The organism is Paraburkholderia sp. BL25I1N1, assembly GCF_003002025.1.
In the GTDB taxonomy this organism is placed as follows: domain Bacteria; phylum Pseudomonadota; class Gammaproteobacteria; order Burkholderiales; family Burkholderiaceae; genus Paraburkholderia.
In genome coordinates this window covers 64,464-85,633 of record NZ_PVZB01000011.1, presented here as the reverse complement: position 1 = coordinate 85,633, position 21,170 = coordinate 64,464, and the positions used below count along the sequence as shown (strand labels likewise).

Sequence of the window (21,170 nt, the reverse complement as noted above, 5' to 3'; positions counted from 1 at the left end):
ACACGCGGCTCGAAAGCAAAAACTGAATGGTGACGAATCATGTCCGAAAGTCCGATTGATCCTCATGCGCATCATCACGCGCATTGTTTGCCGTTCGGCGCGCAGCTGCTAGGCGCGACGGGCGCGAAGCCGCGCACGCGATTTCGCTTCTGGGCGCCTTCCTGTCAACGCGTTCAGGTGGAAATCGAAAACGGCCCCGCGCAAGGCGCGCACGATATGACGCCCGCCGGCAACGGCTGGTTCGAAGCGAGCGTCGACAGCGGCGCGGGCACCCTCTACCGCTTCCGGCTGGATGGCGAGCACGCGGTGCCCGATCCGGCGTCGCGTTTTCAGCCGCAAGACGTGCATGGGCCGAGCGAAGTCATCGATCCGCGTGCGTATCGTTGGGAACATACGAACTGGCACGGCCGGCCTTGGGAAGAAACGGTGTTGTACGAGTTGCACGTCGGCGCAATGGGCGGTTATGCAGGCGTGCAAAAGCGGCTGCCGGAACTCGCCGCGCTCGGCGTCACCGCCGTCGAATTGATGCCGTTGAACGACTTTCCCGGCAAACACAATTGGGGCTATGACGGCGTGTTGCCGTATGCGCCCGATTCCGCTTACGGCCGCCCCGAAGAGTTGAAAGCGTTGATCGACACCGCGCATGGCCTCGGCCTGATGGTGTTTCTCGACGTGGTCTACAACCACTTCGGCCCGGACGGCAATTATCTGCATGAATACGCCCGCTCTTTTTTCCGCGAAGGCACGCATACACCGTGGGGCCCGGCGATCGATTTCGAGCGCAACGAAGTGAGCGACTTCTTCACGGATAATGCCGTCTACTGGATCAACGAATATCGGCTCGACGGGCTGCGTTTCGACGCGGTGCACGCCATCGACAACCACGCGTGGCTGCGCGAATTATCCGACCATATCCGCGCCAAAGTGCAGCATGGCCGGCACGTGCATCTGGTGCTGGAAAACGAGCACAACAGCGCGAGCCTGCTGGAAACGCATTTCGACGCGCAATGGAACGACGACGCGCACAATACCCTGCACGTGCTGCTGACCGGCGAAACTGAAGGCTATTACCACGCGTACGAAGACCAGCCGATCCGGCGCCTTGCGCGCGTGCTGTCGGAAGGCTTTGCGTATCAAGGCGACCCGTCGCCGATTCACGACGGCAAGCCGCGTGGCGAAGCAAGCGGTCATTTGCCGCCCACGTCGTTCGTGATGTTCCTGCAGAACCACGATCAGATCGGCAACCGCGCGTTCGGCGAGCGTCTGCGCAAGCTGACCTCGGACGATGCCTTGCGCGCCGCCACCGGCCTGCTGCTGCTGTCGCCGCAAATCCCGCTGCTTTTCATGGACGAGGAATACGGCTCGACGCAACCGTTCCTGTTTTTCACCGACTACAGCGGCGATCTCGCCGACGCGGTCCGCGAAGGACGCCGCCGCGAATTCGCGCGCTTTTCTTCGTTCAGCGACGAGAAACGCCGCGCCCAGATTCCCGATCCAAATGACGTCAAGACGTTCGAGGCCTCATCGCCGCCGATGTCGCACGATGCGGCGAAGCAGGACAGCGATGAAGCGAAAGACCGGCTCGAGTGGATGCACTTCTACAAGTCCGCGCTTGCCGTGCGCGCCAAGCTGATCACGCCGCGCCTGCAACACAGCAAGTCGTGCTGCGCGACCGTGCTGACCGCGGCGAATGGCGGCGACGCCAATGCGCTGATCGCGCGCTGGAAACTCTGCGACGGAGAGACGTTATCGGTCGCGCTGAACCTCTCGAAAGAGAGCGTGGCGTGCATTGAGATTCCCGCCGGCAAGGTGATTTTCGAAACGCCGCCGCGCGCCCGCGAGCAGGTCGAAGTCAACGTGTTGCCGCCGCATGCGTTCGTCGCATGGTTGACGGGCGACGTCTGCGGCTACGCCATCGGCCACGACGCTCGCGTCGCGGGACAACAGGAGCGCCACGCGTGACTACCCGACGCCCTCACGACACGATCGTCACTCTCGCCTCGCGCGCCGGCTTCGAGGTGGAATGGCAGGATGCGCACCATACGACGCAGCGAGTGCCCGAAAGCACACTTACCGTACTGCTCGAACGGATGGGATTGCCGTGCGGCAACGCAACGGAAATCCGCCACAGCGCCGCCGCACTGGAAGCCGAATTGTCGGGCCGTAAACTGCCGCCGCTGATGACCGCGGAAGTCGGGCGCGGCATCGCCTTGCCCATTGCGGCGATCAAATCCGGCAGCCACTATCGGATCGAACTGGAAAGCGGCTCGATCATCGACGGCCGGTTCACAGCGCCCAAAGGCGAAGAAGCCTTACTCGCACCGATCGACGAAGCGGGCTATCACACGCTCGTGATCCACGAACAACGCATCACGCTGGCTGTGGCGCCGCCGCGCTGCTACACGGTCGCCGACGCCTGGCGCACGCTGCACGACGACGCGGGCGGCGATAACACGCCCGCGCCGCCGCTTTGGGGCATCGCCGCGCAGTTGTACGGCTTGCGCCGCGCCGGCGACGGCGGCATCGGCGACTATTCGGCGCTCTCTCAAATCGCCGTGGAAAGCGCGAAGCGTGGCGCGCACGCGCTCGCCGTCAGTCCGACGCATGCGATGTTCAGCGCGGAGCCGGAGCGCTTCAGCCCGTATTCGCCGTCGTCGCGTTTGTGGCTGAACGTCACGCATATCGATCCCGCCGCTGTGTTCGGCGCGGACGCGGCCCACGCCGCGCTCGAAGCCGCCCAGGCTGGCGAGGCGTGGTCGAAACTCGAACGCTTGCCGCTGATCGACTGGCCGAACGCGGTCGTGCTGAAGCTGAAGGTCTTGCGCGCGCTGTATGAGCAATTCTGCGAACACGAACGCGCGCAAAACACGCCGCGCGCGCTGGAGTTTCACGGCTTCTGCGAACGCGCCGGGCGCGCGCTCGAAGACCACGCGCGCTTCGAAGCGTTGCAGGCGGCGCAACTCTCGCAAGAGGGCGGCAATGGACATTGGCGCAACTGGCCCGAGGCATTGCGTGATCCGCGCAGCCCGGAAGTCGAAGCTTTCGCCGAGAGCAACCGTCACGAGGTCGATTTCCATCTGTTCCTGCAATGGCTGGCCGCCAAGGGTTTGTCGCACGCGCAACATGCGGCGCGCGATGCCGGCATGGCCGTCGGCCTGATCGCCGATCTCGCGGTGGGCTGCGATAGCGCCGGCAGTCATGCATGGTCGTATCGCGACGACATGCTGCAAGGCGTATCGGTCGGCGCGCCGCCGGATCTGTTCAACCAGGCCGGTCAGGCATGGGGACTCACCACGTTCTCGCCGCGCGCCATGCGCACGCAGGGCTTCTCCGCGTTCATCGACATGTTGCGCGCGGCGTTCGCGCACGCCGGCGGCATCCGCATCGATCACATTCTCGGCTTGCGGCGGCTGTGGCTTGTGCCGGAAGGCGAAAGCGCGCGTAACGGCGCGTACCTGCGCTACCCGCTCGAAGACCTGCTGCGGCTGATCGCGCTCGAATCGTGGCGGCATCGCGCGATCGTGATCGGCGAAGATCTCGGCACGGTGCCGCCGGGTTTTCGCGAGCGGCTCGAGGAGCACGGCATCGCCGGCATTCGCGTGCTGTGGTTTGAGGGCGCGCACGACGGCAAAGGATTCAAGCCGCCCTCGGCTTGGGACCGCAATGCGGTCGGCACCACGACCACGCACGATCTGCCGACAGTCGCCGGTTGGTGGCGCGGCAGCGACATCACATGGCGCAACAAGATCGGCCAGACGATGGCGCGCGCCGACGGCCGCGATCCTGAAGAAGCCGCTCAGGAAGAGCGCGCGAAAGATCGCGCCGAGTTGTGGCGAGCTTTCCAACTGGCGGGCGTGGCCGCGCCTGATGTGCCCGCGCCGCCGCCCGACCGCGCGCCCGTGGACGAAGCGCTCGCCTTCGTTGCCGCGACGCCCGGCCCGCTGGTGACGTTTCCGCTCGAGGATTTGCTCGCGCAAGTCGAGCAGCCGAATCTGCCCGGCTCGATCGACGAACATCCGAACTGGCGCCGCCGCGTGAGCGTGCCGATCGACGAACTATTCGAAGACGACGCGTTCTGCGACCGGCTGCTCGCGGTCGATCGCGCGCGCCGCGCCGCGACCGCGCCAGTTCCTTCTTCCAATGCTTCTTCGGAGCCTGATACGCCATGACCGTCCCGCGCTCCACGCTTCGCCTCCAGTTTCATCGAGGCTTTACCTTCGACGATGCCGCAAAGCACGTCGACTACTTCGCCGCGCTCGGCATCAGCCACGTGTACGCGTCGCCCATCACGACGGCCGAGCCGGGCTCGATGCACGGCTACGACACCGTCGACTACACGCAGGTCAGCGCCGAATGCGGCGGCGAGGCGGGTTTGAAACGCCTCGTCGACAAACTGCGCGCGCACAACATGGGGCTGATCATCGACACGGTGCCCAACCATATGGGCGTCGGCGGATCGAGCAACGCGTGGTGGCTCGATATTCTCGAATGGGGCCGCCATAGCGCCTATGCGCGCCATTTCGACGTGGACTGGCATTCGCCCGATCCCGCTTTGCGCGGCAAGGTGCTGCTGCCCACGCTCGGCGCGGCGTACGGCGAGGAACTCGCGGCGGGCCGCATCGCGCTGCATTTCGCGGCCGACATTGGGCGCTTTTACATCGGCTACGGCCCGCACGTGTTTCCGGTCTGCCCGACCGATTACGCGTCGATCCTGCAAAGCGCCGACCGCTCCGATCTCAACGCGCTCGCCGAGCGCTTCCATGGGCTCACGACGCAGCCCAACGATCATGCGCGCGCTGCCGAAGGTCGCGACATGCTGCGCGAATTCGTCGCGCAAAACGGTGACTCGGCGATCGAGATCGCGCTGCAGGCGTATTCTCCGGACGACCCGGTGACGCGTGACCGTCTGCATCGGCTGATCGAGCGCCAACACTTTCGCCTGGCGTGGTGGCGCACCGCGTCCGACGAGGTGAACTGGCGGCGCTTCTTCGACATCTCGACGCTCGCCGGTGTGCGCGTGGAACGGCCCGAAGTGTTCGAGGCCGTGCATGCGCTGCCCTTCCGTCTGTACCAGGAAGGCGTGGTGGACGGCCTGCGTATCGATCACGTCGACGGCCTCGCGGAGCCGCGTGAATACTGCCAGCGTTTGCGGCAGCGTCTAACGGAACTGCGTGACACCACGCCGTATGTGGTGGTCGAGAAGATTCTCGGACGCGGCGAACCGTTGCGTGACGATTGGCCGGTGGACGGCACGACCGGCTACGATTTCATGAGCGACGTGGGCGCGCTGCTGCACGATCCCGCCGGCGCCGAACCGCTCGCGCAAACGTGGACCGAACTGACCGGCCGCAGCCCGCGTTTTGCCGACGAAGCGCTGGTCGCGCGCCGCAAGATTCTCGCGGAAAATCTCTCGGCGGAACTCGACCGCGCGGCCCGCGCGCTGCATCGCATTGCACGCGATTCGCTGGCCACGCGCGACTTTACTTTCACGACGCTGCGGCGAGTGCTGACCGAACTCGTCGTGCATTTCCCGGTGTATCGAATCTATCCGCAGAACGGTCTGCGCAGCGCGACGGATAACGTCTATTTCGACCAGGCTTTGGAGGGCGCGCGACAAACACTTTCGCGCGCGGACCTCGTCGCGCTCGAGCGTGTGAACGCGTGGCTCGGCGGCAGCGCCGAAGAGCCGCCGTCCGGCCGCGGGGGTACGCTACCGCAAGGCCAGAATGGTGCGCCGCCGAGCCATGCCGGTTCCGCGCGACGCACCGCGCAGACGTTGTTTTCGCAGTTGACCGCGCCCGTCGCCGCGAAGGCGGTCGAGGATACGGCGTGCTATCGCTATGGCCGGCTGTTGTCGCGCAACGAGGTCGGCTCGGACCCGGGCGAGTTCGCGTTGTCGGTCGAAGCGTTTCATGCGGCAAATCTGGAGCGCTCGCAGCGCTTCCCTCACGCCATGCTCGCGACCGCCACGCACGATCACAAACGTGGCGAAGACGTGCGCGCACGGCTTGCCGTCTTGAGCGAGATTGCGCGCGACTGGAGCGCGACGTTGCGCGCGTGGTCCACATTGAATGCGCCGCAGCGGCGCGCGCTCGACGGCAATTCCGTCAGCAGCGTCGGCCAGGACACGAGCTACGACTGGGCGCCCGGCCCCGCCGCCGAAGCGATGCTCTATCAAACGCTGGTGGGCTGCTGGCCCCCGGATCTGCGACCCGACGACGAAGCCGGCGTAAAGGAGCTGGCCGAGCGCGTCGCGCAATGGCAGTTGAAGGCGCTGCGCGAAGCCAAGCTGCAAACCAACTGGCTCGCACCCGACGAAGCGTACGAGGCCGCCTGTCGCGATTTCCTGTTCGACATCCTCGCGCCGCAACGGCGCGACGGTTTCTTGAAGGAGTTGTCCGCGTTCGTTGCGCGAATCGGGCGTGCCGGTGCGCTCAACAGTTTGCAGCAGACGGTTCTGCGGCTGGCATCGCCTGGGATTCCCGATCTTTATCAGGGCACCGAGTTGTGGGATTTCAGTCTGGTCGATCCGGACAATCGCCGGCCCGTCGATTTCGCCAAACGCGAGGCGTGGCTCGTGCAAACGCCGCCGTCGGAATTCTTGCCGAGCTGGCGCGATGGACGAGTGAAGCTCGCGGTGGTGCAGCGCGTGCTCGCGTTGCGAGCGCATTTGCCGGAATTGCTGAGTCAGAGCGAGTATCTGCCGCTTGCGGTGCGCGGCAAGCACGCGTCGAGCGTGATCGCGTTTGCGCGGCGGCATGGCAATGCGTGGGCCGTGGTGGTGGCGAGCCGGCTCGCGGCTGGATTGCTCGGCGAGGACAGTGACCTGCCGATGGTCGAGCCGGCGAAATGGGAAGACACCGCGCTGGAGATGCCGTCGGATTTGTCCGCGAGAGCGCTATTCGACTGGTTGAGTCCCGCTGCGCCGAAGGTCGATGAAAACGGTCTGCTGTATCTGCGCGATGCGCTGGGTGCAATGCCGGTTGCGGTGTTGGTGGAGGATGGCGTGCCGCGCGGGTGATCTTACGGCTTTTGTTGGTGAAGGCGGTTGGAGCGTATGTGCTTCAGCCGCCTTTTTGTTTCAGGCGTCCGTCGGCCAGGTGGCCGCACGGCTTGAGCGAGACTACCGCCCCGCCGCCCAAAGTAGCGCTGTCACCGCTCAACCACCTTCGTCGTCGAAGGTTTTCGGATAAACCCGCACGAGCACGATACGCGGCCCTTTCATTTTCTTGACCACGACGTCGAAGCGGTCGAACTCGACTCTCTGCCCTTCGCTAGGCAAATCGTTGAGCGCCTGAATCACGAGGCCGCCGACCGATTCGGCCTTGCCTTCGTCGATGTCGATCCCCAACGCGCGTTCCAGCGACACCACCGGCAAGCTGCCCTTGCCCATCAAGGTGCCGTCGTCCATGCGCGTCCAGTCGGCGTCGCCTTGACGGAACTCGTCGTGGATCTGGCCCACCAGCGCGCCGAGCAGATTGTCGAGCGTCAGGAAACCGATCGGCTTCTCCCGCTTATGGCCGACCAGCGCGAAGTGCGGCGCGCCCTTGCGGAAGCGGCGAAACAGTTCGAGCGCGGGCATTTCCGGCGTGACGTATTGCACGGGCCGTGCGTATTTGGAGAGATCCTCAAGCGTGCTGCCCGCATGACGGGCCAACAGCAAGTCCTTCAAGTGGATCATGCCGGCCACGCGTTCGCCGGATGCATCTTCAAACAGCGGATAACGGCTAAAGCGATGCCGCGCCACTACCTGCATGTTTTCGCGCAACGGCAAATCGCGGCGCAAGCCGATCATTTCGTAGGCCGGACGCATGAGGTCCGACACGGTCATGCGCGAAAAATCGAGCGAGTGCGCGATCGTGTTCCACTCGTCCTGACTGTAGGCGCCGTCCGTCGAACCCAGTTCCGTGGCGACGTTGGCGCGGCGGCCGCGCAGGATCAGCTTGAGTTCGTCGGTGGAGTAGTGCGAGTCGTGGCCGTGATCGGCGTCGAGGCCGGCCAGTTTGAGCACGGCATTGGCGCTCGAATTGAGCACCCAGATTGCCGGATACATGGCCCAGTAAAAGCCGTAGAGCGGCGTGGCGGCCCAGAGCGAAACCTTTTCGGCCTCGCGGATCGCCAGCGACTTCGGCGCCAGTTCGCCCACCACGATGTGCAGGAACGAAATGCACGAGAACGCGAAGAACAGCGAAATTCCGTGGATCAGCTTCTCCGACTCCACGCCGAGCAGGCTGAAGACCGGAGTGAGCAACTCCGCGAACGCGGGCTCGCCGATCCAGCCGAGCCCGAGCGATGCCAGCGTGATGCCGAGTTGGCAGGCCGACAGATAGGCGTCGAGGCGCCCGTGCACTTTGGCCAGCAGACGCCCGCGCATGCCATGTTTGGCAGCGAGGCTTTGAACGCGTGTCTGCCGCAGTTTGACCAGACCGAATTCAGCGGCAACAAAGAAGCCGTTGAGGGCAACGAGAAACAACGCACCGATAAGGGCGACAACCTGGATCAAAGCGAAAGGCTCCGGCAACAAAAGTTGTCAGTATAGAGGGTGAAAGCTCGGTGAAATCTGAATCGTGCGAACGAAGTGGCTGAGCCAACCGTTCACTTTGCGGCGGTTGCGCTCAGTGGGATGCGTAGCGCGAGCGTGGCGGTATTGCTGCCGGCTGCGTCGCCGCCGGCTGGTTCGCCTTGCTCGAAACTGCCGCCGTGCGCTTCCGCGACGCGCTTGCACAACGCCAGCACCCACGCGATCCGTTTCGCTTCGCGCGGCTCGCGCGCCTGCTTGCGGGCAAACGCTTCGAGCACATGAGGCAAAGCGGGATCCAGCAATGCGGCGCTGTTCGTGTCGTACGCGAGGCTGGCGTGCCACGTGCCACTGTCTGCTTTCGTGGACAGGACGACCGTGGCGCCTTCCGGGCTCGCTTCGACCGCGAACGTCAGCATCAGCCATAGCGCGGCAGCGAGGCGCTCGCGGTCGCCGTTGAGCTGTTCGGTAGCGAGTTGCGAGTCGAGCGTCACTTCCACGCCGCGCGTGCGAGCCAGGCCCGAGCGGACTTCTTCCACCGTTTCATCGAGCAACGGATGCAGCGGGAATGACGCATGGTTCAGCGCCAGCGATTTGGTTTCGGCGCGCGTAGCGTCGACGATCGTCTCGAGCAACTTGACCTGCTGGTCTACACCATTGCGAATGCCGGTGACGGCGCGCTGAGAGTTGGGGTCGTTCGCGTCGAGCTTGCGCTCCAGCACATACGCCCAGCTATGAATGGCATTCAACGGACCACGCAGATCATGCGACACCAGCGACAGCACATGGTCACGCATGAACAGGGCGGTTTCCGCGCGCAGATGCGCGGTGCGTTCGGATACGGCGAAGCCGGAAGGGACCGGCTTTTCGCCGGCAGTTCCGGTTGAAGACGTTGTCACGATCGAGCCTCTCAGGCAGTTCATGATGGTTGAAAGAAGCCCCATTATAGGCATGCCGTCCGGCGCGACCAGCCTGGCCGGACGGCCAACTGGCACGCAATCCGTGTGCCACGCGGCAATCCTCGGCATGCGGCGCCAACACGCCTACAATGTCGGTTTTTACGTTTTGACCTGAGGAGCGACATATGTCGACTGTGACTACCGAATCCGGCTTGAAGTACGAAGACATCGTTGAAGGCACCGGCGCCGAAGCCGTGGCCGGCAAGACCGTCAGCGTGCATTACACCGGCTGGCTGACCGATGGCCAGAAGTTCGACTCGAGCAAGGACCGCAATGACCCGTTCGCATTCGTGCTGGGCGGCGGCATGGTCATCAAGGGCTGGGACGAAGGCGTGCAAGGCATGAAGGTCGGCGGCACGCGCAAACTGACCATCCCGCCGCAACTCGGCTACGGCGTGCGCGGCGCGGGCGGCGTGATTCCGCCGAACGCAACGCTCGTGTTCGAAGTCGAATTGCTGGGCGTCTAAGTTTTCGCTGTCCTGTGACTGCGCACCGTCGATGAGCCACGCCGCCGTTACCGCTCCTAGCGTTTCGCTGCGCCGCTACGGCGCGATCGAAGCGTCGGACGTGCACGACTTTCACCAGGTCGTGCTCGGGCTCGACGGCGCGATGGTGATGGCGGTGGACGGCATCGCGCAACGGCTGGATGCCGGCTCCGGCTGGCTCATCCCGGCGAGCGCGCGGCACGATTACGTGGGCGTCGGCGAAAACCGGCAGTTAGTGCTGGATTTGCCGGCCACATCGCTGGCCGTACCGGAACGCCTGTTCGACCGCGCGCGGGCCGTCCATGTGGATGGCTCGCTTGCGCAACTCGTGCAACGCATCGCGGCGCGCGCGACCGGCGACGCTCTCGGCGACGAGCTCGATTCTCGGCGTTTTCATTGGGACGCGGCCGCGCGCCTCGGCGCGGCGTTGGTGGCCGACGCTGGCGCGGCGGTTGGCGCACCGGCAGCCGGCGCGGGGCTCGACTTTACGCGTATCGACCGCTGGTTGCGCGCGCATTTGTCGGAGCCTTTGCGGATCGCCGACCTCGCCGCGCATTGCGGCTTCGGCATGCGGCGCTTTCATCAACTTTTTATCGAGGCCTTCGGTGAGACGCCGCATCGCTATTTGCAGCGGCTGCGGCTCGATACGTCGCTCGCGCTGCTCGCCGATCCGCGCCGTACGCTGACGGACATCGCGTTGGATATCGGCTTCGGCGATCAGAGCGCGTACACACACGCGTTCACGCGGCGTTTCGGACTGGCGCCCGGTCAGTGGCGCACGTTGCGTCACTGAGTTTTCGCGGCACCAGATTGCATTCGACTGAGTGTCGCCGCGTTGGCTCTATTGCACTGACGGACAGCAATGAAGCTCGTTGCGCGAGCCGCCTGAACGGAGCGGCCCGCTACCTGCTTCACGCTGTCATTCGAGCCTTTGTCGCTCGAACCTTCTTCACTCAACCCGCCAGACCGCGCTCCAGATCGCCGCGGATATCGCCGGCGTTTTCCAGACCGACGGCAAGACGGATCAAGCCTTCGCTAATGCCCGCCGCCGCGCGCGCTTCCGGCGTCACGCGACCATGCGTGGTCGTAGCCGGATGCGTGATGGTGGTACGCGTATCGCCGAGGTTGCCGGTAATCGAGCAGATCTTCGTGTTGTCGATCACACGCCATGCATTCGCGCGCATCTGTTCCGGCGTATCGCCTTTCAATTCGAACGAGAGAATCGCGCCGCCCGCCTTCTGCTGACGCATGGCCAGCGCGTGCTGCGGATGCGATTCAAGCCCCGGATAAAACACGCGATTCACGGCCGGATGCGCTTCCAGCCAGCGCGCGATCTCGAGCGCATTCGCCGACTGCTTTTCGACGCGCAGCGACAGCGTTTCCATACCCTTGAGCAACACCCATGCGTTGAACGCGGACAACGTCGGCCCGGCGCTGCGTACGAACGGAAACACCTTTTCCATGATGAACTGCTTCGAGCCGACCAGCGCGCCGCCGAGAACGCGGCCCTGACCGTCGAGGAACTTGGTGGCCGAATGCATCACGACGTCCGCGCCGAGCTTCAGCGGCTGCTGCAAGGCCGGACTGCAGAAACAGTTGTCGACCACGAACAGCGCGTTCGATGCCTTGGCGATCTTGCCGATTGCTTCGATGTCGGCGACTTCGGTCAGCGGATTCGACGGCGTTTCGAGGAAGAACATCTTCGTCTCCGGACGCACGGCGTTTTTCCACGCGTCCAGATCGGTCGGATCGACGAACGTGGTCGTGATGCCGAACTTGCTGAAAATCTGCGAGAACATGCCGAGCGTCGAGCCGAACAGCGCCTGCGAGCTGACCAGGTGGTCGCCGGCCTGCAACGCCGACATCACCACCGACATGATCGCGGCCATGCCCGACGCCGTCGCCATGCAGGCTTCGCCGCCTTCGAGCGCAGCCAGACGATCCTGGAACATCGAAACGGTCGGGTTCGTGAAGCGGGAATAGGTGTAGTTGTCTTCGGAATTCTTGAATTTTTCCGCGGCGTCGGCGGCGCTCTCGAACACGAAGCTCGAGGTCAGGAAAATCGCTTCCGAATGCTCGTTGAAGTCGCTGCGCACCGTGCCCGAGCGGACTGCCAGCGTGTCGAAGTTCAGGGAGTCGTCCATGTTGGTTCTGGTTTCCAATGTTTCATGGCTGCGGTTGGTGTCTGCGGCTCACATGCTCACATGAAGTGAGCTGAGCGCATCAAGCCGAATCGCAGCAACAAAAAAGCCCGCTTTTGCGTCGGCATAAGCGGGCTTCATGTGCGGGGAAAGCTGGAGCGGAGGTAGATGAATGCGGCTTTTCCACCATTCGCTTTAGCTGTTTCGGGTTGCCCCGCGTCCGCAAGCTGAGTTCAAATCGACGCAAGCCGTCATGCTAACACGCTCCCGGCACGGCGTGCAGCGTGCCATGCTGGGAGCGTGTAACTCGAATCGCGCTCAACCCACTGACAGTTGCAAATGCAATTGCGAACGGGCCGGCGCACCGCCGTCGATCGCTTCGCTCGCAGCGTCGCGGTCCGATTGCGAGGACGGTGCGAGACGCGCGGTTTCGATGCGGTCGAGGTACTCGGTGGTCACGTCGCCGGTCACGTAGTTGCCGTCGAAACACGACGCTTCGAATTCCTTCAGCGCCGGGTTGATATCGCGCACCGCCTGTTTCAACGCGTCGACATCCTGATAAACGAGGTGGTCCGCGCCGATCATGCGCGCGACTTCGTCGTCCGTACGGCCGTGGGCGACGAGTTCACCGCGCGTCGGCATGTCGATACCGTAGACGTTCGGGAATTTCACCGGCGGCGCCGCCGAAGCGAAGATCACCTTGTTCGCGCCCGCATCGCGCGCCATCTGCACGATTTCGTGCGACGTGGTGCCGCGCACGATCGAGTCGTCGACGATCAGCACGTTCTTGCCCTTGAACTCGATGCCCATGGCGTTCAGCTTCTGGCGCACCGACTTCTTGCGCACGGCCTGGCCCGGCATGATGAAGGTACGGCCGACGTAACGATTCTTGAAGAAGCCTTCGCGATATTCCACGCCCAGTTTCTTCGCAACCTGCATCGCGGCCGGACGGGACGAATCGGGAATCGGCATCACGACGTCGATCGGCACGTCGGGCAGCTCGCGCTTGATCTTCTCGGCGAGGTAGTCGCCCATGCGCAGACGCACGTTGTAGACCGGCACGCCGTCGAGCACCGAATCCGGACGCGCCAGATACACGAGTTCGAAAATGCAGGGATTCAGGCTCGGGTTGGTGGCGCATTGCTGCGAGTGGAGATTGCCTTCGATGTCGATGAAAATCGCTTCGCCCGGCGCCACGTCGCGCACGAATTCGAAGCCGATACCTTCAATCGCCACCGACTCCGACGCCAGGATCCACTCGACGCCTTCCGCCGTTTCCTGCTTCCCGAGGCACAGCGGACGAATACCGAACGGGTCACGGAAGCCCAGCAGGCCGTAGCCGGCGATCAGCGACACGATCGCATACGACCCGCGCACCCGGCGATGCACGCCCGACACCGCCTTGAACAGCGCAGCCGGATCGAGCTGCAGGCCCGAGCTGGAAAGCTGCAATTCGTGCGCGAGCACGTTGAGCATGACTTCCGTGTCGGAATTGGTATTGATGTGGCGGCGATCGATGCGGAACATCTCATCTTTCAGCTGCTGCCAGTTGGTCAAGTTGCCGTTGTGGGCGAGGATGATGCCGAACGGCGCGTTCACGTAGAACGGCTGGGCTTCTTCTTCGCTCGACGCGGAACCGGCGGTCGGGTAACGGACCTGGCCGATACCGGTGGTGCCGGGCAGGCTGCGCATGTTGCGCGTGCGGAACACGTCGCGCACCATGCCGTTGGCCTTGTGCATGTGGAAGTTGCTGCCGTTCGCTGTCGCGATGCCGGCGGCGTCCTGACCGCGGTGCTGCAGGAGCAGCAGGCTGTCATAGATCAGCTGATTGACCGGGGAGTGGGAAACTACGCCTACGATGCCGCACATGGCATGTCCTTCAAAGGTACGAAATTCGTCATGGCGGCCGCTGCCTGCGATCGTGTCCCAAGGGACTTCCTTCGAGACGTTAGCGAAGCTAAGCGACCGAACGTAAAGGCAGCCGGTTTGCGCCGGTGTCCTGCTGCGTCTCCCTCGCCGCTCGCCTGATCGTCACACTCGGACGTAAGCAGCCAGCGGCTCGGGAAGCAGCGGTTTCATTACGTGCACGCCCTCGACCGCATAGGGCCGAAGCAAGGCGTTGCGCCAGAATTCCTGTTGGGGCAGTTCGGTCAAGCCAGCCAGGGCGACCAGAATCAGCACCAGAATGACCCCGCGCACGAGGCCGAACATCAAACCGAGCGAACGGTCCACGCCGCTCAAGCCGGTTGCCTGCACGATGCGGCTCAAAAGGGCGTTCAGCACGCTCGCCACCAGCACCACACCGACCACCACCAGCGCAAAGGCCAGCAGCCATTGGGTCAACGCGCCGCCCGGCCAGGTGGACGGGATATACGGGACAACGTAACCAACAAAGCGGCAAGCAATAAAAAACGCCGCGATCCAGCCGATCAGCCCGAATATCTCCGACAAAAACCCGCGCCATGTGCCGCGCATCGCTGACAGACCGATCACCGCCATTACAGCGTAGTCGAAGGCAGTGAACATCGCTCGCTTACTGTGCGGTGCCGCTGTTCGCGCCCGACGTCAAGCCGACCTCGCGAACCTTTGCAATGGCCGCGCTCGCTGCTGCGCGGTCGGCGAACGGGCCGGCTCGCAGCAACGTGAGCGTGGAGCCGTCAGCCTGCTTGCGATGTTCGGTATATGCGGGCACACCCGCCGCTTTCAACTTGGCCGCCCAATTGCGTGCGTTGGCGTCGTTCGCGAAGGCGCCGAGTTGGACGGCGAAACGGCTGCCCGCCGGCGACGCCGGCGTGCCGGAATTCGCGTCCGCGCTGGCGGCCGTGTTCGAATTGTCGGAGCTTGGAGCTTGAGCAGCCGGCGCGGTCGCGGCGTTATGCGTGACCGGCGGTTTGGCCGCTGGTTTGGCAGGCGTTGCGGGCGCCGCCGGCGTAGTGTTCGCCGCCACGGACGGTGCTTGCGGCTTCGCTGCCGGCTTGGTTGCGGACGCCGCTGCGTTCGTCTCCGTGCTCGCTTGCTTCGTGGTGCCGGACTGGCCTTGCCTTGCTGCCGTTGCCGGCGCAAGACCGGAGGCGGCGAGTGCCGCGTCTGGCGTTGCGGGATTATCCGGCGCTACGCCGGCCTGCGTGTCTTCCTGAGCTTTAGCGAGCTTCGGCGCGGGACGGCTGGGAATGTCGATGGAGATGTCGTCTGTGACGGGCTTGGGGTGCGAGTCCAGCACCATGGGCAGGATGACGACCGCCGCCACGACCATCGCGATCGCGCCGACGAGCCGGCGACGCGCACGCTGCTTTTCCGGCAGCGTAGGGTCGAGCAGCATCGCATCGGCGTCGACGGTGCGCTCCGTGCGGCGGGTTCGCCGCTCCACGCGCTCGCCACGGGCGGCCCGGGGGGAACTGGTGTTTGTGCCGCGCCGGGTGGGCGCGTCGTCTTTCTTGCCGAACGAGAAAATTCCCATGAATCGCTTGGTTCGAGCCTGGCGCCCGTTCAGTGTTGCTGCGATTTACGGTAGGCCATCACGCCTGCTACCGTATAGAAACTGCCGAAAACCACGATTCTATCATTCTCTGACGCTCGTTTTAGCGCGTCTTGGAAAGCCTCTGCCGGCGTGGCGTAACGCGTCACGCTGCTGTCGACTCCCTCTTCCACGCCCTGCTCGCGCAAGGCCGCTTCGAGTTCTTCCGCTGACGCCGCCCGCGGTGTCGGCAAATCGGTGACGCACCAGTGATCGATTTCGCCTTTCAGGTGCGCCAGCACGCCGGCAATGTCCTTGTCGCGCATCGCGCCGAACACCGCGTAGGTGTACGGGAAAAAACCCATGTTGCCGAGATTTTGCGTCAACACCGCGGCCGCGTGCGGATTGTGGCCGACATCCAGAACGACAGCCGGCTTGCCCGGCAGCACCTGGAAACGTCCCGGCAGTTCCACGTTGGCAAGGCCGAGGCGGATGTCTTGTGCCGAAACCGGCAGACGATCACGCAGCGCTTCGAGCCCGGCCAGCGCCGCCGACGTGTTGATCAACTGGTTCGCGCCGCGCAGTGCCGGGTAAGCCAACGCCGAGCGCCGCATGGTCGGGCCGACGTAGCTCCATTGCTGGCGCTCGCTGCCGGCCTGGCCTTCATAGCGAAAATCGCGGCCGAATAGCCACAATTCGGCGCCGATTTTTTCCGCGTGATCGATCAGCGATTGCGGCGGCACCGGGTCCGCGCAGATCGCCGGCTTGCCCGGACGGAAAATACCGGCTTTTTCGAAGCCGATTTTCTCGCGCGTGTCGCCGAGATATTCCGTGTGATCGATATCGACGCTGGTGATGATCGCGCAATCCGTGTCGAGGATATTGACCGCATCGAGGCGACCGCCCAGGCCGACTTCGAAAATCACCGCGTCCAGTCCGCGCGATGCGAACAGACTCATGATCGCCAGCGTCGTGAATTCGAAGTAGGTCAGCGTGACCGGTTCGGCGAGGCTCAGGCGCGCGGCTTCGACGGCTTCGAAGTGCGGCAGCAGATCGGCGTCGCTCGCCATTTCGCCGTTCACCCGCGCGCGCTCGTTGAACGTGAGCAAATGCGGCGAGGTGTGACAGCCGACCGTGAATCCCGCGCGCAGCAGAATCGATTCGAGGATCGCGCACGTGGAACCCTTGCCGTTCGTGCCGCCGACGGTGATGACGGGACACGCGAACGACAATTGCATCGCGTCGCGCACCTGGCTGATGCGGGCCAGCCCCATGTCGATGCCGACCGGATGCGCGGATTCAAGGTGCGTGAGCCACGCGTCGAGGGTGGGGAATGTGGTCATCAGCGAATCGCGAGTAAATCGAGTAAGCAGTGTTGCGAATGGGCGCGGAGCGAAGCGGGCGGCTGCGGCTGCGGCTGCGGCTGCGGTCAGCAGTCTAGTCCGGGCGGGCGCCACTTTATGCGCGCAAACCACGCACACCTGCGCCGGGGGCACCGTCAGCAACCCTCGCCGCGTTGCGAGACCGTGATTATCCCGGAAATGACAGCGCGCCGCTTGATCACTCACGCGGCGCGCTATTTTTTACTGCTTTTCTGACGGCCGCCGCACTCGAGAAAGCGCGACGACGGTTCACGGCGGAGCCTGCTTACGCGACTGCGTCAGCCGGTTGATGACTCAGCAGCGCCATCAGTTGAGCAAGCTCTTCACGCAGCTTGCGACGGTCGACGATCATGTCGATCGCGCCCTTGGTCAGCAGGAACTCGGCGCGCTGGAAGCCTTCCGGCAGCTTCTCACGCACGGTTTGTTCGATCACGCGCGGACCGGCAAAGCCGATCAACGCCTTCGGCTCCGCGATCACCACGTCGCCGAGGAACGCGAAACTGGCCGACACGCCGCCCATGGTCGGGTCGGTCAGCACGGAGATGAACGGCAGCTTGGCTTCGGCCAGCTTGGTCAGCATGGCCGTGGTCTTGGCCATCTGCATCAGCGACAGCAGGCTTTCCTGCATGCGCGCGCCGCCCGAAGCGGTAAAGCAGATGAACGGCACTTTCTGTTCGAGTGCGTTCTGCGCGCCGCGCGCGAAGCGCTCGCCGACCACCGAGCCCATCGAGCCGCCCATGAACGAGAACTCGAAGCAGGCCACCACCACCGGCAGCGTATGGATCGCACCGCCCATGACGACCATCGCGTCGGTCTCGTCAGTGTCGTCCATCGCCTCTTTCAGGCGGTCCGGATACTTGCGGCTGTCTTTGAACTTGAGCGCGTCGACCGGAACGATTTCCTGGCCGATCTCATAACGACCTTCCGGATCGAGCAGGCCGTCGAGCCGCTCACGCGCGCCAATGCGCATGTGATGGTCGCACTTCGGGCAAACATGCAGATTGGCCTCGACGTCGTTGCGGTAAAGCACGGCTTCACACGACGGGCACTTGATCCACAGCCCTTCCGGAATCCCCTTGCGGTTCTTCGGGTCGGTTTGTTTGATTTTCGGCGGCAGCAGTTTGTCGAGCCAGCTCATAGTGAATCCTTCTCGGGTCTACGATCGCGCAAACGGCGGGACAAGCCCGCCGCTCACACTACAGAAGACAAAAATAACTGTTATCGGGCAGTCGCGACGCTATCCAGCGCCTCGCGCACTTCGGCGACGAAGCGCGTCAACGTCTCGGCAGCGGCTTCGGGCGCGGCCTGTTCGAGCAATTGCACGATGCGGCTGCCGATCACAACGGCATCGGACACTTCGGCCACCGAACGCGCAGTTTGCGCGTCGCGGATGCCGAAACCGACGCCCACCGGCAGGGGAACGCGCGACTTGATGGCCGGGATTTTACTCGCGATGCTGGAAACGTCCAGATTTGCCGCTCCGGTCACGCCTGTTAACGACACATAATAGACGTAGCCGCTGGCAATCTTGCCGACTTCCGCGATACGCTCGTCGGTCGACGTCGGCGCCAGCAGGAAAATCGGATCGATGCCGGCAGATCGCATCTGTTCAGCGAACTTAGCACACTCTTCCGGCGGATAATCGACAACCAGCACGCCGTCTACGCCGGCTTCCTTCGCCGTCTTTGCGAAGGTTTCGGTGCCCATCCGTTCGATCGGATTGGCGTAGCCCATCAGCACGACGGGCGTGGTGTCGTTGGTCTCGCGGAAGCGTTTCACGTCGGCGATCACGGTGCGCAGCGACACACCCTGGGCCAACGCCCGTTCCGACGACTGCTGAATCACCGGACCGTCGGCCATTGGGTCGGAAAACGGCACACCGAGCTCGATCACATCCGCGCCGCCGGCGGCGAGGGCATGCATGAATTCGACGGTGCGAGCGGGATCCGGGTCGCCGGCCGTCATGAACGGAATCAGGCCTTTCTTGCCCTGGGCGGACAGCGCAGCAAACGTGTTCTTGATACGGGACATGGAATATTCTCGGATTTGGGCTACCGCGCGGCGTGCTGATGGCGCGTCGCTCATTGCACTTCGGTCTGCCGTTGAGTTTTGGCTTTGACCCGACGCGCTACAGGCGGATTAGCAGCCGCGCTGACGCGTTCGCGCGCAATCGCGCAGTAACTCTCATTGATTTCATAGCCGACGAATTCGCGCTGCTGACGGGCGCAAGCGACTGCGGTGGTGCCGCTGCCCATGAAAGGATCGAGCACGCGCCCGCCCTTCGGACAACTTGCCAGTACCATCCGCTCGACAATTTCCAGAGGCTTCTGGGTGGGGTGCGCGACGCGCTCGGCGTGTTGCCGATGCAGCCGCGAAACCGACCAGACATCTTTTGGATTATAGCCAACCTCGAGCCACTTGCTGCCCTCGAACAATTTACGCGAACGCGCCTTCTTCGTGGCGGCATCGTACGGGATGCGGACGGGATCGAGATCGAAGAAGTAATCCTTCGACACCGCGAAAAAGCCGATGTTGTCGTGCACCGAAGTGAACCGGCGCACCGTTCCGCCCATGCTCGGCACACGCCGGTCCCAGATGATTTCGTTGATCATCGTGAGTTTTGTCTTCAGGAAGCTGAAGATTTCCGGCGCGTACTGCCAGGTGCAGAAAATGTAGAGCGAACCCGACGGTTTGAGCTTCGGAATAGCCAATTCGAGCCAGCCACGCGTCCAGGCGAGAAAATCTTCGCCCGTGCGCATGTCGGAGTCGTTGCCATAGTCCTTGCCGAGCCCGTAGGGCGGATCACATACGATCAGATCGATCGATCCGTCGGGAATGTTCGCAACATCGGTCAGAAAATCGCGGTTCAACAGCTGGATGCCGGCAGGCACCTGCGGCAACAGCAATGCAGGCGCCTCGGCCGCCGGACTATCGGCGGCCGGCGTTTCCGTGGTTTCAATCGCCGGCTGCGGCTCGTCGAACTCGTCACGCATCGTCGCGGCGCTCAGAACTGAATGCCCGATCGCTCAGCGACCGTATGCATGTCCTTGTCGCCGCGGCCCGACAGATTGACCAGAAGGTATTTGTCCTTCGGCAGCGTCGGCGCGAGTTTCGCGGCATAGGCCAGCGCGTGACTGGATTCCAATGCCGGAATGATGCCTTCGATCCGGCAGCAATCGTGGAACGCCTTGAGCGCTTCTTCGTCGGTGATGCCGACATATTCAGCGCGTTTGCTGTCTTTTAGCCACGCGTGCTCAGGGCCCACACCCGGATAGTCCAAGCCCGCCGACACCGAATGCGTCTCGATGATCTGGCCGTTCTCGTCCTGAAGCAGATAGGTGCGGTTGCCATGCAGTACGCCAGGGCTTCCGCCGATCAGCGACGCAGCGTGGCGTCCGGATTCGATGCCGTCGCCCGCTGCTTCGACGCCAATCAGTTTCACCGAAGTGTCGTCAATGTACGGGTAAAAGATGCCCATGGCGTTCGAACCGCCGCCAACGCACGCAATCACCGCGTCCGGCTGACGACCGACCAGCTCGGGCATCTGCACCTTGCATTCGTCACCGATCACGCGCTGGAAGTCGCGCACCATCATCGGATAAGGATGCGGTCCCGCCACCGTGCCGATGATGTAAAACGTGTTTTCGACGTTGGTGACCCAGTCGCGCATGGCTTCGTTCAACGCGTCCTTCAAGGTCCGCGAGCCGGATTCAACCGGCACGACGGTCGCGCCGAGCAGCTTCATGCGGTACACGTTGGCCGCCTGGCGGCGCACGTCCTCGGCGCCCATATAGACCACACATTCCATGCCGAAACGCGCGGCGATGGTTGCCGTGGCCACGCCATGCTGACCGGCGCCGGTTTCCGCGATCACGCGCGGTTTGCCCATGCGCTTGGCGAGCAGCGCCTGGCCGATCACATTGTTGACCTTGTGCGCGCCGGTGTGATTCAGGTCTTCGCGCTTGAGGAAAATCTGCGCGCCGCCGAGCATTTCGCTCCAGCGCTGGGCGTGATAAATCGGCGACGGACGGCCGACGAAATGCTTCAATTCGCGCTCGTATTCGGCAACGAATTCCGGGTCTTGCTTATATTTGTCGTATGCCGCACGCAGCTCGTCGAGCGCGTGGACCAGCGTTTCAGCGACGAACACGCCGCCAAATTGGCCGAAATGGCCTCTTTCGTCAGGCAAGTTATACATGGTGATCACTTTCTCAGTGTGGCGCGCGGCTCT

16 protein-coding genes are annotated in these 21,170 nt (G+C 63.6%); 5 read left to right on the top strand and 11 right to left on the bottom strand.

The window, feature by feature from the left end:
* Positions 1-39: 39 nt before the first annotated feature.
* The 3 genes from treZ to treY are packed head-to-tail and all read left to right on the top strand — an operon-like array spanning position 40 to position 7,021.
* Positions 40-1,962 carry a malto-oligosyltrehalose trehalohydrolase gene (gene treZ, locus B0G73_RS17755; RefSeq protein WP_106282626.1) on the top strand — a complete coding sequence of 641 codons (1,923 nt, stop codon included), beginning with the start codon at positions 40-42 and terminating at the stop codon, positions 1,960-1,962.
* On the top strand, positions 1,959-4,169 hold the full coding sequence (gene malQ, locus B0G73_RS17750; protein ID WP_106282625.1) for a 4-alpha-glucanotransferase: 2,211 nt from the start codon (positions 1,959-1,961) through the stop codon (positions 4,167-4,169). The genes treZ and malQ overlap by 4 nt, the downstream gene beginning before the upstream one ends.
* A complete protein-coding gene (gene treY / locus B0G73_RS17745; RefSeq protein WP_106282624.1) occupies positions 4,166-7,021 on the top strand; it encodes a malto-oligosyltrehalose synthase in 2,856 nt (951 codons plus the stop codon). The genes malQ and treY overlap by 4 nt, the downstream gene beginning before the upstream one ends.
* A gap of 138 nt (positions 7,022-7,159) precedes the next feature.
* Here treY and B0G73_RS17740 read toward each other — a convergent pair whose 3' ends face one another.
* Together B0G73_RS17740 and B0G73_RS17735 are read right to left on the bottom strand one after the other, a co-directional pair.
* Positions 7,160-8,503 carry a hemolysin family protein gene (locus tag B0G73_RS17740; RefSeq protein ID WP_106282771.1) on the bottom strand — a complete coding sequence of 448 codons (1,344 nt, stop codon included), beginning with the start codon at positions 8,501-8,503 and terminating at the stop codon, positions 7,160-7,162.
* A 92-nt stretch (positions 8,504-8,595) separates the two neighbouring features.
* Positions 8,596-9,417 (bottom strand): sensor histidine kinase KdpD, encoded by an 822-nt coding sequence (locus B0G73_RS17735; protein WP_106282770.1) that lies wholly within the window; start codon positions 9,415-9,417, stop codon positions 8,596-8,598.
* 185 nt (positions 9,418-9,602) lie between these two features.
* Here B0G73_RS17735 and B0G73_RS17730 point away from each other — a divergent pair, with 185 nt between their 5' ends.
* Together B0G73_RS17730 and B0G73_RS17725 are read left to right on the top strand one after the other, a co-directional pair.
* Positions 9,603-9,944, top strand: coding sequence for an FKBP-type peptidyl-prolyl cis-trans isomerase (locus B0G73_RS17730; protein ID WP_027803023.1), 342 nt, complete (start codon positions 9,603-9,605; stop codon positions 9,942-9,944).
* 31 nt (positions 9,945-9,975) lie between these two features.
* A complete protein-coding gene (locus tag B0G73_RS17725; RefSeq protein ID WP_106282623.1) occupies positions 9,976-10,755 on the top strand; it encodes an AraC family transcriptional regulator in 780 nt (259 codons plus the stop codon).
* Positions 10,756-10,915: 160 nt separating this feature from the next.
* On the opposite strand, the gene B0G73_RS17720 is transcribed toward B0G73_RS17725, so the two are convergent.
* From B0G73_RS17720 to trpB, 9 genes are all read right to left on the bottom strand, one after another.
* A complete protein-coding gene (locus tag B0G73_RS17720; RefSeq protein ID WP_106282622.1) occupies positions 10,916-12,106 on the bottom strand; it encodes an O-succinylhomoserine sulfhydrylase in 1,191 nt (396 codons plus the stop codon).
* Positions 12,107-12,421: 315 nt separating this feature from the next.
* Positions 12,422-13,972, bottom strand: coding sequence for an amidophosphoribosyltransferase (gene purF / locus B0G73_RS17715; protein WP_106282621.1), 1,551 nt, complete (start codon positions 13,970-13,972; stop codon positions 12,422-12,424).
* 162 nt (positions 13,973-14,134) lie between these two features.
* Positions 14,135-14,629: a CvpA family protein gene (locus B0G73_RS17710; protein ID WP_106282620.1), complete on the bottom strand. Its 495-nt coding sequence runs from the start codon at positions 14,627-14,629 to the stop codon at positions 14,135-14,137.
* Positions 14,630-14,636: 7 nt separating this feature from the next.
* Positions 14,637-15,560 carry an SPOR domain-containing protein gene (locus tag B0G73_RS17705; RefSeq protein ID WP_106282619.1) on the bottom strand — a complete coding sequence of 308 codons (924 nt, stop codon included), beginning with the start codon at positions 15,558-15,560 and terminating at the stop codon, positions 14,637-14,639.
* 29 nt (positions 15,561-15,589) lie between these two features.
* Positions 15,590-16,900 (bottom strand): bifunctional tetrahydrofolate synthase/dihydrofolate synthase, encoded by a 1,311-nt coding sequence (gene folC / locus B0G73_RS17700; protein WP_106282618.1) that lies wholly within the window; start codon positions 16,898-16,900, stop codon positions 15,590-15,592.
* 304 nt (positions 16,901-17,204) lie between these two features.
* Positions 17,205-18,077 carry an acetyl-CoA carboxylase, carboxyltransferase subunit beta gene (gene accD, locus B0G73_RS17695; RefSeq protein WP_012428630.1) on the bottom strand — a complete coding sequence of 291 codons (873 nt, stop codon included), beginning with the start codon at positions 18,075-18,077 and terminating at the stop codon, positions 17,205-17,207.
* 80 nt (positions 18,078-18,157) lie between these two features.
* Complete coding sequence (trpA, locus tag B0G73_RS17690; protein WP_106282617.1) at positions 18,158-18,970, bottom strand: tryptophan synthase subunit alpha; 813 nt, start codon at positions 18,968-18,970, stop codon at positions 18,158-18,160.
* A gap of 50 nt (positions 18,971-19,020) precedes the next feature.
* The gene (locus tag B0G73_RS17685) at positions 19,021-19,932 is read right to left on the bottom strand and encodes a site-specific DNA-methyltransferase (RefSeq protein ID WP_106282616.1); all 912 of its coding nucleotides are present in this window, start codon (positions 19,930-19,932) and stop codon (positions 19,021-19,023) included.
* Positions 19,933-19,943: 11 nt separating this feature from the next.
* Positions 19,944-21,137, bottom strand: a complete 1,194-nt coding sequence (trpB, locus tag B0G73_RS17680) for a tryptophan synthase subunit beta (RefSeq protein ID WP_106282615.1) — start codon at positions 21,135-21,137, stop codon at positions 19,944-19,946.
* Between the last annotated feature and the right edge of the window lie 33 nt (positions 21,138-21,170).

Excerpts from the sequence above, each read along its gene's own strand:
- treZ (WP_106282626.1), top strand. The coding sequence starts at position 40 with ATGTCCGAAAGTCCGATTGATCCTCATGCGCATCATCACGCGCATTGT.
- treY (WP_106282624.1), top strand. The coding sequence starts at position 4,166 with ATGACCGTCCCGCGCTCCACGCTTCGCCTCCAGTTTCATCGAGGCTTT.
- B0G73_RS17730 (WP_027803023.1), top strand. The coding sequence starts at position 9,603 with ATGTCGACTGTGACTACCGAATCCGGCTTGAAGTACGAAGACATCGTT.
- B0G73_RS17725 (WP_106282623.1), top strand. The coding sequence starts at position 9,976 with ATGAGCCACGCCGCCGTTACCGCTCCTAGCGTTTCGCTGCGCCGCTAC.
- B0G73_RS17720 (WP_106282622.1), bottom strand. The coding sequence starts at position 12,106 with ATGGACGACTCCCTGAACTTCGACACGCTGGCAGTCCGCTCGGGCACG.
- purF (WP_106282621.1), bottom strand. The coding sequence starts at position 13,972 with ATGTGCGGCATCGTAGGCGTAGTTTCCCACTCCCCGGTCAATCAGCTG.
- B0G73_RS17710 (WP_106282620.1), bottom strand. The coding sequence starts at position 14,629 with ATGTTCACTGCCTTCGACTACGCTGTAATGGCGGTGATCGGTCTGTCA.
- B0G73_RS17705 (WP_106282619.1), bottom strand. The coding sequence starts at position 15,560 with ATGGGAATTTTCTCGTTCGGCAAGAAAGACGACGCGCCCACCCGGCGC.
- folC (WP_106282618.1), bottom strand. The coding sequence starts at position 16,900 with ATGACCACATTCCCCACCCTCGACGCGTGGCTCACGCACCTTGAATCC.
- accD (WP_012428630.1), bottom strand. The coding sequence starts at position 18,077 with ATGAGCTGGCTCGACAAACTGCTGCCGCCGAAAATCAAACAAACCGAC.
- trpA (WP_106282617.1), bottom strand. The coding sequence starts at position 18,970 with ATGTCCCGTATCAAGAACACGTTTGCTGCGCTGTCCGCCCAGGGCAAG.
- B0G73_RS17685 (WP_106282616.1), bottom strand. The coding sequence starts at position 19,932 with ATGCGTGACGAGTTCGACGAGCCGCAGCCGGCGATTGAAACCACGGAA.
- trpB (WP_106282615.1), bottom strand. The coding sequence starts at position 21,137 with ATGTATAACTTGCCTGACGAAAGAGGCCATTTCGGCCAATTTGGCGGC.